The following is a 13,076-nucleotide window of genomic DNA, read 5'->3' as shown; positions in this document are numbered from 1 at the left end:
ATTACAGCTTAGCTGCGATCATCTCTTCAAGTTTACCTTGGTCAATCGCGAAGTTGCGGATACCTTCAGCAAGTTTCTCTACTGCCATTGGATCTTGGTTGTGATCCCATAGGAACTCTGCGTGAGTCATTGGAGCTGGACGCTCTTGCGCACCATTAGAGTCCACTAGCTTCTCAACTACTTCACCTTCTGCCGCTTCTAGTTCTGCAAGTAGAGCAGGAGCGATAGTTAGGCGGTCACAGCCAGCTAGTTCAAGGATCTCACCGATGTTACGGAAGCTTGCGCCCATAACGACAGTCTTGTAGCCGTACTCTTTGTAGTAGTTGTAGATCTTAGATACAGATAGTACACCTGGGTCTTCTTGAGCTTCGAAGTCACGACCTTCTTTTGCTTTGTACCAGTCCATGATACGGCCAACGAATGGTGAAATCAGGAATACGCCAGCTTCAGCACAAGCGCGAGCCTGAGCGAATGAGAATAGAAGAGTCAGGTTACAGTTGATGCCTTCTTTTTCTAGGATCTCAGCAGCGCGGATACCTTCCCACGTAGAAGCCAGTTTGATTAGGATGCGATCGTTAGAGATACCCGCATCGTTGTACATTTTTACCAGCTGACGAGCTTTCGCTACGCTGCCTTCCATGTCGTAAGAAAGACGAGCGTCAACTTCTGTTGAGATGCGACCAGGGATAGTTTTTAGGATTTCTTTACCAATGTTTACAGCAAGCATGTCACAAGTATCTTGAACTTGTTGAGCTTTGTCGTCGCTCTGTGTTTTTGCGTAAGTAATTGAAGCATCGATTAGAGGTGCGTACTCAGCAATTTGAGCGGCTTTCAGAATCAGAGAAGGGTTAGTTGTTGCGTCTTCTGGCTGGTATTTTTTGATTGCGTCGATTTCACCAGTGTCAGCTACTACAGTCGTTAGTTTACGAAGTTGCTCTAATTTGTTGCTCATTCCGATCATCCTATTTCATGGGGCTCATACTTTGCTGTAAGCATGAAGAGTGCATTTGCAAGCGTGTCAGTAGATAGAAGTAGATATTAGGTCTACCAACTAAATTTTAACTTTTCAGCGTTTGAACATTTGTTGTGAACATTTGATCTAATGCTGAGTAAATGATGCCACCATAATTATCTTATCTGCGCTGAAAGTCAATTGTTGATCTGGGGGGAAAGTGACATTCATCAATTAATTTTTTAGCCGTTAACCATGGGTTACATGAATAAACGTTTGCCTAGACTGTGTGTGGCTTATACGGGCGCTTGTTTGGGCAATTTTTACGGTGAGAATTTGTTTTTGTGATGAGCAAATGTTGATGTTAAGCATGGGTGTGACATATGCTACGTATGTGAGCGCTTGTAAGGGCGTTGAGTATTTGCCCGTTATGAAAGGGCACAAATAAACACAAGTCAGGTTGAATATGAGTAAATCCAATACCGATGTATCTGATGAGAGCGCCGATCTTTTGACGGAAATCTCGGTTGCTTACTACCAAGATGGAGCGACGCAAGAAGAGATCTCGAAAAAGTTTGCCGTTTCCCGTGCGAAAGTGGGACGAATGCTTAAGCAGGCCAGAGACGAAGGCATCGTGGAAATTACGGTGAAATACCATCCGGTATTTAGTGCTAAGATTGAGCAACGACTTATTGAACGTTTCGGCGTTAAGCGCGCTTTGGTGGCACTCGATCAACCGAATGAAGAGCAGCAAAGGCTACAAGTAGCTGGGTTGGTATCTAAGTACATGGCCAGCACATTACAAAATGGTACGGTAGTGACAGTCGGCCAGGGGCGCAATGTATCTGCAGTTGCACATCACATCGGCGTTATTCCACAAAAGGATGTTAAGTTTGTCTGTGGTATTGGCGGAATCCATCCTCGCGGAGGTATGTTTAACGCAGACCATATTTGTCGTCAGTTTGCGAAAAGCTATGGCGGAACATCGGAAACCTTATACGCGCCAGCATACGCGGAAAACCGTGAGCAGAAACTTGCCTTCATGCAAAACGCGACTGTAAAGCAGACCTTGGACTTAGCACGTAAAGCCGATGTTGCATTAGTCGGAATCGGGGATATGAGTGAAAACAGCTACATGGTTGACCTTGGCTGGTTTACAGCAGAAGAAGTGGTGCAGTCTCGAATGATGCAGGGTGTGGTCGGTGACTTCGCAGGTTATGATTTTTTCGATATTAATGGCGTATCGGCCAAGACTGTTATGAGCGATCGCATTATCGGGCTTGGCATTGATGAATTTCGATCTGTGTCAGAAGTGATCGCTATTGCTGCTGAGAATAGTAAACCGTTGGCATTACTGGGGGCATTGAGAACCGGAGCGATTGATGTCATCGCGACGAGTGTAAGTAACGCGTTAACCGTACTTAACCTTGATGAACAAATGCATGGCAAAACAGTAGCAGATGCTTAGACCAGACAGTGTCCTACTGATATAGCAAGGTTGCGAGTATCTATAAGTCACTCGCAGCCTTATTCCTTTCTGAGTTAGCCATTTTCTGCTGACAAACTGACACAAAGCTATTGTACGTCTGGCTCACAAGGGGTGGCTCGTATATTAGATGACTTTTTATTTCTTCTTGTTGCTTTTTTATTCACTTAGACTTTCGGTTCGCTTCTGTCTTGATAGATTATTTTAATGATAATTAAAACAATAAAATTAAATGTAATATCTTGATTTAGAATGCTACTTATCCAACTTTAGTTCTTGTGCTCAAGCCTCACAGATCACGTGTTGCTTGTTGACGTATACATTTTTTATGATTGCAAATTGCAGCAAAGTATATAAATATGAGTTTTCAATCGCAGTTCCCCATGGTCGGGAGAACAAACAATTCTAAAATTTGTGATGCGAATTCAGTTTGGTTTTAATCGTGATCTTCCACGATTTCTCACTGAATAGTGTACAGGGAAAAGTTTCAACCAGTTTCTGAGTGGCATGCAATATAGCGCACAAAGCTCTCATTTCATCTCATTCTCGTTTGCTATTTCTCCCTGAGCACACCATAACTTTATGAAGTATATCCAAATGACTTCAAGATACAGGACTTCGAGCGTCGCCTCGTAGGTACACCAAGCATCTCGAGGTTATTTGGGTATAACTATCAATCAAAAAGAACAAGGAGCATTTATGTACCAGGCACTAAGGAATGGGCTAGTGGCGCTTGCTGTCGTATTTTCAGCCTCAAGCATGGCAGAAAATTACACTATTGGTACCGGTAGTCAGAGTGGTACTTATTACCCGCTAGGTGGCATGTTAGCCAAAATTTGGAGTGAGAATTTACCTGACTTCAATATGCGTGCAGAAGTGACTGCTGCCTCTGTTGAAAATACGATTAAAGTTTCGACTAATAAGCAGCTCGCTGGTATTGCTCAGGGCAACGTTGTGCTACAAGCATACGAGGGCACTGACCCGTTTCCTCGTAAGATGGACGTAGCGGTACTGTTTGCTCTTTATCCAAATGCAGTGCAGTTTATCGTTCCTGCAGACTCTGATATCAAATCCGTCACCGATTTAAAAGGCAAACGCATTTCTCTTGGTGCGCCGGGTTCGGGTACACGGGTGAGTGCAATCAACATTCTTAACACTTTGGGTGTTACCGAAGACGATATCAAAGCGCAGTCTCTTAATTACACAGCGACGACAAGTGCTATCGCGAATAACCAAATTGATGCTGGCGTGATCGTAGGTAGTGTGGGCGTAGGTGCAATAACTGAACTGGCTCTGACTCGCGACATTCGCGTGTTGAGTTTCAGTGATGAAGAGCTAAAGAAAATTTCAGAAGCTTATCCTTCATATCTGGAACTTGATGTGCCAGCCGATTCGTACAACAAAGTCCCTGCATTCCAGGTGCCTGCAGTATGGAACGTTTTGGTTGTGAACAAAAATATGAGTGAAGATATGGCTTACCAGCTGACCAAGACCACGTTTGATCACATCAAAGAAATTCGTCAGGTATTGGATGTCACTAAGTACACAACCCTCGAGAATATGGCTAAGCTGGAAGGCGTTCCTCTGCATCCAGGTTCGGCAAAATATCTTCAGGAACAAGCAAAGTAACTCGTATAAAAGAAGTAATGTTACATGGAGTAAGTGATGAGTCAGATTCATCCGAGTAACCAGAAAATTACAGACGTGATACTTTCGATAGCCGCCGTTGCGGCTATCGCTTTATCTGTCTTTCAAGTTTGGCAGGGCATTGTCGCCACCCTTTCTGCACCAGTATTCAGACCGATTCACGTCAGTTGGGTGTTAGCGATAGCTTTTTTGGTCTATCCGACCTTTAAATCCAGAAGCTCCTTTCCTTTATATCTGACAGGCAGAGTCATTGACTTTGTTCTGGTGGCCTTAACATGCTGGGCTTCGACGATCATCGCTTTGTTTGACTATGACGATATCAGTTTCTTACTGGATGGTTTAGGTTCTGTTGAACAAATCGCAGGCGTGGTACTGATTGTGATGCTGCTTGAAGCCACTAGACGAACCGTCGGGCTGGTGATGGTAGTGATTGCGGCAGCATTTTTGGTTTACGCCATGTTTGGCGATGTCCTGCCGGATAACATTGCAAGTAAAGGCTTCTCAATAGAAGAGATTGTTCGCTTCCACATTTATTCAACCAATGGTGTATACGGTGCGCCACTAGCGATTGCTGCTGGTGTAGTCTTTATTTTCGTTTTGTTCGGTGCCTTCTTGCAGGTGACAGGTGCTGGTCAGTTCTTTATAGATATGGCCTTTGCTTTGGCTGGTAAGTATCGAGGTGGTCCTGCGAAGGCGAGTGTTATCGCCTCTGCAGCGCTAGGTTCCATTTCAGGTTCAGCGATTGCTAACACAGTGACTACTGGTGCTCTGACGATACCAATGATGAAAAAGCTCGGCTACAAGCCTGAGCAGGCTGCGGGTATAGAAGCGGCTGCATCAACGGGTGGTCAGATCATGCCGCCGGTAATGGGCGCTGGGGCATTTGTGATGGCGCAATTTACCGGTATTCCATATAGCGATATTTTATTGGTCTCGATTGCACCAGCGATTTTGTATTTTGCCTGTACATTGCTATATGTTCATTTGATGGCTTGTAAGCTTGGCTTACAGGGTATGACTGTGACCGAGCAAATCTCAAAAGTATTGAAAGATGGCTGGCACTATTTAGTACCGCTTATTTTGATTACGGCACTCCTGATGATGAGTTACTCTCCGGTGCTGGTCGGAATTATCGGATGTGCGGCGATTCTCGTTGCTGCAATGACGCGTAAACATAGCCGTATTTCTTTGAAATTGTTCATAGAAGGTCTGAGAGAAGGTGCACTCCTTGCTATACCAATCTCAGTTGCTTGTGCGACAGCCGGTATTGTCGTCGGCGTCGTCGGTCAGACGGGTATTGGTCTTCAGTTTACTCAGTTCCTCATTGCGATGTCGGGTGGTCACTTGTGGTCAGTACTTGCATTGATTGCTGTCGCAGCAGTGGTTCTTGGTATGGGATTACCGGTGACTGCGGCTTATATTGTTCTTTCAATCATGGCAGTACCAGCGTTGATGGACTTTGGTCTTGGGATCTTAACGGCGCATATGATCGTGTTCTGGTTGTCTCAGACGTCAAACGTGACGCCACCGATTGCACTGGCAGCGTTTGCGGGAGCGGGGATTGCGAATGCATCACCTATGCGCTCAGCGGTTCAGGCATTTAAACTCGCTCAGGGCTTTTTCCTCATCCCTGCGATGATGGCGTTTTCCGGGTTGATCTGGATAGATGGTGAGCCGGTGCACTTTGTTATCGGCGTGATATCAACCATCAGCCTGTTTGTCGCATTTGCCGGTGGTATTGAAGGACGACTTTTCTCACCGTTACAACATTGGCAGCGCGCTGTTTTGCTTGCTATGGCTTTGGGAGTACTGTTTATGTCAGACATTTTACGATTGGTTGCATTAGTAGTGATTGTGGCTATTTGTCTGCTTAACTATCGCCAGCCAGAGAAACCAGCTTCCCAAGCGTCATAATGAACAAGTAGTGATAACTGACTTCCTTAACAGGAAAACAAAAAACCGCATTCAGTTAGAATGCGGTTTTTTTCTGCTAAAGCTTAGTTTGCTGAAGTTTCTATAACAAGGTTTCGGTTCCTAAACTTCAATTGGTAAATGGTGGCAGGCTCCCCATTCTGTCCAAGAACCGTCATAAACGGACACATTTCTCAGACCCACTTGATGTGCAGCTAACAACAGAATACAAGCGGTAACCCCGGATCCACAGCTGAATATACATGCTTTATCGCTATGTAGGGTGAGTTCAGCAAATATTTTCGCCAACTCTGAAGTAGGTTTTATGTGGCCATCCATCATGAGATCTTGAAAAGGCAGACAAATCGAGTTTGGTATATGTCCGCTGCGCAGGCCTGCACGTGGCTCTGGTACTTCGCCTAAAAAACGAGCTCTAGAGCGCGCATCAATGATATTAGCGCTTTGATTATTTGAATGTGCGAGTACCGCTTGTGCATCTAAGAAGGCTTCCGCAAATAAAGAACCGACAAAAGTGCCTTGTTGTTTCGGCGTGCTGAGTGAGTCGACCACAGGCAAGCCTTCTGCAATCCACGCTGGTAGCCCACCGTTGAGAACTCGTACATTGTCATGTCCCATGGCTTTAAACATCCACCATGCTCTTGGAGAGGCGAGCGTTCCCGAGTTGTCGTAGACAATAATCAGGTCATCTTGATGAAGTCCGAGCTTTTGTGCACTGGCATTAAACCCTTCTTCCGTTGGCATCATATGAGGAAGAGAAGAATCAGGCAGACAAAATTCCTTGTCGTAGTCAAAACGTAGTGTGCCGGGAATCCATCTGTCGGTGATTTTCTTACCTTCAGACGGGATTTGGAAATTAATGCTGGCATCCAAAATTTTCACAGTTGGTTGGTTTAATAGGGCACTTAATTCTTTTGCGTCAATCAATGTGTGCATCGTTAATTCCTTGTTATCTATGCTCTATTCGCAGCTAACAAATGAGAGTGAATGTTCAATCGTTGTTCCGGTGGTTTGGCTTAATATCACGGTTGAGCCGACAGGGCACGACACCGTAGTTGAAACAGAAACCCGTTGTTGGCCTATCGTAGGTGAATCAACGGTGAGGTAGCGTCGTTGACCATCCAAAGACTGAGTCAACGTGTTACTGATTACTGTTGCAGTTACGGTTTTCTCAGTGTTGGAGGTGTTTAGCCATATAAGAATCAGTAAAGCGACCAAACTGATTAAAACCAAAATGTAAGTTTTGGGATTGTCCAAAGTTGAGTTCCGTACGTTCAGGCCTGAATAGTCCTACAGTTTTACAATAAAAGAATTGTATGTTCAAAGAAGGATCGGATTTACAGATAATCATCTGATGTAAAAAAGCCCAACATGATGTTGAGCTTCGGTACTAACTGCAAACCGGACAGGTTGGCATTTTCATCAAATTCATTTCACGCCATGACATGGTGAGTGCATCAAGAATAAGGATTTTCCCTTTCTTCGGCTGACCATAGTTTGCAATCACTTTGATGGCTTCCATCGCTTGCACTGCGCCGATAATACCGACCACCGGAGCCATAACACCAGCTTCCACACAACTCAGTGCCTCACTACCAAATAAGGCACTCAAGCATTGGTAACAGGGCTGTTCTGGATCATCATAGGCGAAGACACTGACTTGACCTTCCATGCGAATTGCCGCACCAGATACCAGAGGCGTTTTTGTCTCAAAGCACAGACGGTTAAGCTGGTTCCGGGTCTCTACGTTGTCCGAGCCATCTACGACAAGGGTATGTTGCTCGATAAGGGCTTTTAGCTCGGCGTCATCAAGGCGCTGCGCAATCGTCTCTACTTCAATATGAGGATTCAGCTCGCGTAATGCATCTGCGGCCGATTCGACCTTTTTACGACCGATATCCGCATCGTGGTGCAATACCTGACGTTGAAGGTTTGAAAGCTCGACGATGTCATCATCAATCAATGTGATCTTACCAATGCCTGCAGTAGCAAGGTACTGGCTGGAAGCACAGCCCAAACCGCCAGCGCCGAGAATAAGAACCGAACTTTGCTTGAGTGCCTCCTGACCATCAAAGTCGAACTGACGAAGGATGATCTGGCGGTTGTAGCGCAGCATTTCTTGATCGGACAGAATATCCACAGAACGTCCCTAATAAAGTGTTGAATTGAACAGCTGGATGTTCACGGTCTCGCCGATCTCAACGCGGCCGCGTTCGCGCTCTAGTACCACGAAACAGTTCGCTAAACTCATCGAACGGAATGCACCGGAACTTTGGTTGCCAGTTGTCTCGACCACGAACTTACCATCTTCTAAAGAATAGATGCCGCGTTGGTAGTCCGCGCGTCCCGGCACTTTCTTGAAAGCTGTCTTTGTGGTAGCAGGAATGGAAACTGGCTCTTGCCATTCTGTATGACCAGATAATTTCGCCAGCATTGGCTGAACCAGCACATACATCGTCATCATCGCAGAAACCGGGTTACCCGGCAGACCACAGAACCATGCGTTAGAAAGCTTACCAAAGGCGAAAGGTTTGCCTGGCTTAATCGCAAGTTTCCAGAAGCCGATTTCGCCAAGTTCTTCAAGAATGTCTTTGGTATAGTCTGCTTCACCCACGCTCACGCCACCGGAGGTGACAACCACATCTGCCAGTGTTTGCGCTTGCTCGAATGTTGCCTTGAGTGTTTCCGGGCAATCTGGGACGATACCTAGATCAACGGGTTCACAACCAAAGTTTTCTATCAATGGTTTGATACCGTAACGGTTACTGTCGTAAATTTGACCAGCTTCCAACGTTTCACCTAATGGTTTCAGTTCATCGCCGGTAGAGAAAAATGCAACTTTTGGTTTGCGTACAACCGTCACCTGGCTGACACCTAAAGACGCGATCATAGGAATATCACGAGGTGTCAGGCGCGCGCCTTTTGCCAGTACAATGTCACCCTGTTTGATGTCATCGCCAGTCGGACGAATGTTGTTTTGCGGTTCTACATCTGTCTGATTAAATTTAATGCCAGCTTCTGTGACTTCCGTGTTCTCTTGCATAATGACTGCATCACATCCGTCTGGGATCTTCGCGCCAGTCATAATTCGAACACAGGTGCCTTGGTCCCATTCACCTTCAAACGGTTGACCAGCAAATGACTTACCTGCCAATGGCAAAACAGAGGATGACTCTAAATCTTTAATGCGGATCGCGTAACCGTCCATGGCTGAGTTATCGAAAGGTGGTACATGGATTGGTGACAAAATATCTTCAGCAACTACGTAACCCAAAGCTTCAGCAAGTGGCAGAGACGATGTGGTTTGGATCGGTTTGATTTGCGATAGCATTTTATCCATCGCTTCTTCAATTGGCATCAAGCCAGGTGCATCACAGCAGCCCATTGAGATAATCCTATGTTCTTATGTTTTGTGGCAACTTTATCATAAAAGCTTTATTGATATCCCCAAATAACCTCGAGACTTTTTTTGAATCTGATATCTAGAGGTCATTTGGGCATCAGAATATCCACCTATAAAATATGGGTGTAATTATTCAAAAATCCTAGTATCCTTGTCACCCATCCAAAAGGGGTAAAATCTCCAACGGGTAAAGAGAAAACAGCTCAGTGTATTCTTGTTATGTGCTTTGGCGATATAAACATTGAACTGGGTTACTGAAACGCTAACGGATGAACAACGGTAAATGTATGTCACTCCGTTCGCGGTAGTTATAAAAGAGGAAGTGTAATGTCAGGTCTTAGCGAGTCAGCAAAGTTAGTAAAAGAAGCGCTAGATAAACGCGGATTAGAAACGCCAATGCGTCCTAATAACGTGAGCCGTGAAGAGAAAAAGGAAAAGATCGAGTATCACATGCGTGAGATCTTAGGCCTCCTTCAGCTTGACCTTACAGATGATAGCCTTGAAGAAACGCCGCACCGAATTGCAAAAATGTATGTGGACGAAATTTTCTCTGGTCTTGATTATTCTAACTTCCCTAAAATCACTGTTATCGAAAACAAGATGAACGTGAGTGAAATGGTACGTGTGAAAGATATCACCGTGACCAGTACTTGTGAGCACCACCTTGTCACGATCGATGGCAAAGCTGCAGTTGCGTATATTCCACGTGGAAAAATCATCGGATTGTCGAAGATTAACCGTATTGTTCGCTTCTTTGCTCAGCGTCCTCAGGTTCAGGAACGCATGACACAACAGATTCTAGTTGCTCTGCAAACTTTGCTGGAATCAGACGATGTTGCGGTAACTATCGATGCTGTACACTATTGCGTGAAATCGCGTGGGGTAATGGATGCAACCAGTGAAACGACGACAACAGCGTTGGGTGGTATCTTCAAAACAAACCCTGCGACTCGTGCCGAGTTTCTACACGGTTTACGATAAATTGAATTGAAACATGAAGGATGGCTAAAGCCGTCCTTTTTTGTATGCGTGAAAGAAAAACTACCACAAAAATATTTATGCAACTCTGTGTTGACAGTCATAAAAGATACTCTTAGTATATGCGACCAATGAATGGTTATAGGTTGTAATCATTTGTTTTAAAAGAAGTATTTCTCCACGCTCAGCTGATCTCGGTCAGTTGTGTTTCTGTTTTTCTAATAATAGAAACACAACAAAAATTGAGATTTGGCATGACGACACAAAGCACCATCAGTACTAATCCTATATCCGCTTCGGCCACAGAAGCCAGCTGGCAAAAGAAAGCTATGTTAAGCGTAGCGTTTTTGATGGCGACCACATCCGTAGGCCCTGGGTTTCTCACACAAACTGCCGTTTTTACCAACATCTACAAAGTAGATATGGCGTTTCCAGTACTTGCCTCAATCTTTATTACCTTTGGTATTGTGATGAATCTCTGGCGTATAGTCGGTGTTTCCGGTATGCGTATTCAAGATATCGCTAACAAAGTTGCTCCGGGTATGGGTTATGGTGTTGGCATTTTGCTTGCGTTAGGCGCAGTCGCGTTTAACTTTGGTAATGTGAGCGGTGCTGCATTGGGTATCAATGTTCTGACCGGTGTGGATACGACTTGGGGTGCTCTATTTACTGGTGTGATCGGCTGTTTGTTGTTTGTCGTTCACAACGCGTCCAAGCGCATGGATCAAATGGCGCGTTACCTTGGCTTGTTCATGATCATATTAATTGCATATGTGGCAATGACGAGTCTACCTCCAATGGGTGAAACCTTAGCGGCTGCAGTGATGCCTTCTGATATAGGTAGCCTGCTGTTGCCGACTTTGACCATTGTTGGTGGTGCAGTCGGTGGCTACTATACGGGTGCGCAGCGCTTGGTCGATATAGGCTTGAAAGGCAAAGAGAACGTCCCGTCAATCAAGACAACGGCATGGGCTGGGATCTCAATTGCTGTGGTCATTCGTACACTGCTCTTTTTAGCTGTGTTTGGTGTAATTGCAACGGGTGCGACTCTGGATACTTCTAACCCAGCAGCAGATGCTTTCCGTCAAGGTGCAGGAGAGTTGGGTTACTTCATTTTCGGTCTGGTCTTGTTTGTTGCTTCTATTACCTCTGTAGTGGGTAACTCTTACATGGCAATATCGCTGATTAAGACTCTGTTTCCAGTCGTGGCACGCAACGAAAAAGCGTGGTGTGTAGGATTTATCATCGTAACTTCTTTGGGCACTGTTACGATGAACATGCCTATTCTCCTATTGATGCTTGCTGGTCTGGTTAACAGCATCATTCTTCCTATCGTATTGGGCACAGTGCTTGTTGCGACAAAGAGAAAAGACATCGTGGGTGATTATCAACATCCAATGTACTTAACATTTACTGGTGTCGCGATTGTAGTCGTGATGGCAGGAGCAAGTTTGACTAATATCGGCAACTTCATGGCGAAGTTTTCTGGGTGATGTCATTTAGTTGAATCAATAAAAAACGGCCTCAATTGAGGCCGTTTTTTTATGTTTGATTAGAGCGGGGTCTGACAATTTCTGGCCAGTACATTTTCACATATCCTGTTGATACCCAAACCACCAATACCGTGGCGATACTCAGTTCTAAGAAGCCAAAGTCGTGTAGCCAATTCCATTGCGGGTGAGATTCTGCGAAAAATGAGGTCAATCGATGCATTGCGATAGCACTGATCACTGATGGAAATGTGACCGCCGCAATCGACGGCTGAAACTTCAATCGTAGCAGGCGGAAATAACAGAGGTAGATGAGCAACGTCATCGTAATAGCGATGCCAGCTAAAGCCCCGGTAAGGATTGGATCTGGCTCAGGGAAATTTACCAAATAGGCTGCCAAAGACAAGTTAACGGGCGCTGCCATAATAGCAAGCGTAGGTCTGGCCCTACGAGGCAGAGAACCAAAGAAGACTAAACGGTATAAAACAAGGGGCAGCATAAAGAAATAAATGCCGATACACAAAAGGGCTACGGTTTCTGAAAACAAGTTATGCCCGAACTGAGACCCTGCTAATGAGCTACTTATTATTCCCACAGGATACAGGAACCAACTCGGAACAATATTCGACATCTTGAAGTTAGTCAGCTGGAAGCCAAAAAACAGCACCATCATTGAAAAATGAAGCATCAGAGCCAGAAACCAAAGTGGATAAGCAACAAGCGGGGCGACAGATGCAAGGTAATCCGTCAGGATAAGCAGAGCCATGCTCATCGGAGCCATTAAGCTGCCGCTAAGTGGATGGCGAATGTCCGCCATGAACAAACGTGGGCTGGTTGCATACTTTATCAGAACCGGAGCAAGCAGTAATGCACCAAGTGACGAGAGAAATGGTCGAATCGGTTCACCAATATTTGGAACGTACAGTGCCCAAGCCTGGCCCAAACCAATCATACCCAGAGCTAACGCAGCCTGAGAGGGTGGGACACTATAAAACTGTACAAGTCTTCTCCAGTTCAAATCTACTCCGAAATGATTTTGCGCGAATGAAACGTTAATACCAACCTGAATCCCTGAGAAACAAGAGTTTGCTTAATATTTTCATATTTCTTTCTCAGGATTGGTGTAAATGACGCCACAAGTCATGAAACATGGCGTTATCAGCCGCGCATACTATCAAGTTTTATTGGTCG

The 13,076-nt window shown here is 45.1% G+C and carries 11 protein-coding genes; 5 read left to right on the top strand and 6 right to left on the bottom strand.

Annotated features, from left to right (window positions below):
• Position 1 precedes the first annotated feature (1 nt).
• Positions 2 to 952, bottom strand: a complete 951-nt coding sequence (gene tal / locus WJM94_RS05755) for a transaldolase (protein ID WP_444493277.1) — start codon at positions 950 to 952, stop codon at positions 2 to 4.
• Between the two features lie 466 nt (positions 953 to 1,418).
• Here tal and WJM94_RS05750 point away from each other — a divergent pair, with 466 nt between their 5' ends.
• The 3 genes from WJM94_RS05750 to WJM94_RS05740 all read left to right on the top strand — a co-directional run bounded on the left by WJM94_RS05750 (position 1,419) and on the right by WJM94_RS05740 (position 5,999).
• Entirely contained in the window at positions 1,419 to 2,420 is a 1,002-nt protein-coding gene (locus tag WJM94_RS05750; protein WP_444493276.1) for a sugar-binding transcriptional regulator, read from the top strand.
• A 717-nt stretch (positions 2,421 to 3,137) separates the two neighbouring features.
• On the top strand, positions 3,138 to 4,067 hold the full coding sequence (locus WJM94_RS05745) for a TAXI family TRAP transporter solute-binding subunit (protein ID WP_444493275.1): 930 nt from the start codon (positions 3,138 to 3,140) through the stop codon (positions 4,065 to 4,067).
• 36 nt (positions 4,068 to 4,103) lie between these two features.
• Complete coding sequence (locus WJM94_RS05740) at positions 4,104 to 5,999, top strand: TRAP transporter permease (protein ID WP_444493274.1); 1,896 nt, start codon at positions 4,104 to 4,106, stop codon at positions 5,997 to 5,999.
• Between the two features lie 120 nt (positions 6,000 to 6,119).
• On the opposite strand, the gene WJM94_RS05735 is transcribed toward WJM94_RS05740, so the two are convergent.
• The 4 genes from WJM94_RS05735 to moeA all read right to left on the bottom strand — a co-directional run bounded on the left by WJM94_RS05735 (position 6,120) and on the right by moeA (position 9,399).
• The gene (locus WJM94_RS05735; RefSeq protein WP_444493273.1) at positions 6,120 to 6,950 is read right to left on the bottom strand and encodes a sulfurtransferase; all 831 of its coding nucleotides are present in this window, start codon (positions 6,948 to 6,950) and stop codon (positions 6,120 to 6,122) included.
• 24 nt (positions 6,951 to 6,974) lie between these two features.
• The gene (locus WJM94_RS05730; RefSeq protein ID WP_444493272.1) at positions 6,975 to 7,271 is read right to left on the bottom strand and encodes a hypothetical protein; all 297 of its coding nucleotides are present in this window, start codon (positions 7,269 to 7,271) and stop codon (positions 6,975 to 6,977) included.
• Between the two features lie 133 nt (positions 7,272 to 7,404).
• Positions 7,405 to 8,154 carry a molybdopterin-synthase adenylyltransferase MoeB gene (gene moeB / locus WJM94_RS05725; RefSeq protein WP_444493271.1) on the bottom strand — a complete coding sequence of 250 codons (750 nt, stop codon included), beginning with the start codon at positions 8,152 to 8,154 and terminating at the stop codon, positions 7,405 to 7,407.
• Between the two features lie 9 nt (positions 8,155 to 8,163).
• A complete protein-coding gene (moeA, locus tag WJM94_RS05720) occupies positions 8,164 to 9,399 on the bottom strand; it encodes a molybdopterin molybdotransferase MoeA (RefSeq protein WP_444493270.1) in 1,236 nt (411 codons plus the stop codon).
• A 345-nt stretch (positions 9,400 to 9,744) separates the two neighbouring features.
• Here moeA and folE point away from each other — a divergent pair, with 345 nt between their 5' ends.
• Together folE and WJM94_RS05710 are read left to right on the top strand one after the other, a co-directional pair.
• Complete coding sequence (folE, locus tag WJM94_RS05715; protein WP_444493269.1) at positions 9,745 to 10,398, top strand: GTP cyclohydrolase I FolE; 654 nt, start codon at positions 9,745 to 9,747, stop codon at positions 10,396 to 10,398.
• Positions 10,399 to 10,649: 251 nt separating this feature from the next.
• Positions 10,650 to 11,888 (top strand): NRAMP family divalent metal transporter, encoded by a 1,239-nt coding sequence (locus tag WJM94_RS05710; protein WP_444493268.1) that lies wholly within the window; start codon positions 10,650 to 10,652, stop codon positions 11,886 to 11,888.
• 49 nt (positions 11,889 to 11,937) lie between these two features.
• Here WJM94_RS05710 and WJM94_RS05705 read toward each other — a convergent pair whose 3' ends face one another.
• Complete coding sequence (locus WJM94_RS05705) at positions 11,938 to 12,903, bottom strand: TDT family transporter (RefSeq protein WP_444493267.1); 966 nt, start codon at positions 12,901 to 12,903, stop codon at positions 11,938 to 11,940.
• Positions 12,904 to 13,076: the final 173 nt, after the last annotated feature.

It is taken from the genome of Vibrio sp. YIC-376 (genome assembly GCF_052353105.1).
In the GTDB taxonomy this organism is placed as follows: domain Bacteria; phylum Pseudomonadota; class Gammaproteobacteria; order Enterobacterales; family Vibrionaceae; genus Vibrio.
The sequence above is the reverse complement of the archived record's forward strand: the minus strand, read 5'-3'. Positions and strand labels throughout refer to the sequence as shown.

Coding starts and splice junctions, on each gene's coding strand:
- tal (WP_444493277.1), bottom strand. CDS start 952: ATGAGCAACAAATTAGAGCAACTTCGTAAACTAACGACTGTAGTAGCT.
- WJM94_RS05750 (WP_444493276.1), top strand. CDS start 1,419: ATGAGTAAATCCAATACCGATGTATCTGATGAGAGCGCCGATCTTTTG.
- WJM94_RS05745 (WP_444493275.1), top strand. CDS start 3,138: ATGTACCAGGCACTAAGGAATGGGCTAGTGGCGCTTGCTGTCGTATTT.
- WJM94_RS05740 (WP_444493274.1), top strand. CDS start 4,104: ATGAGTCAGATTCATCCGAGTAACCAGAAAATTACAGACGTGATACTT.
- WJM94_RS05735 (WP_444493273.1), bottom strand. CDS start 6,950: ATGCACACATTGATTGACGCAAAAGAATTAAGTGCCCTATTAAACCAA.
- moeA (WP_444493270.1), bottom strand. CDS start 9,399: ATGGGCTGCTGTGATGCACCTGGCTTGATGCCAATTGAAGAAGCGATG.
- folE (WP_444493269.1), top strand. CDS start 9,745: ATGTCAGGTCTTAGCGAGTCAGCAAAGTTAGTAAAAGAAGCGCTAGAT.
- WJM94_RS05710 (WP_444493268.1), top strand. CDS start 10,650: ATGACGACACAAAGCACCATCAGTACTAATCCTATATCCGCTTCGGCC.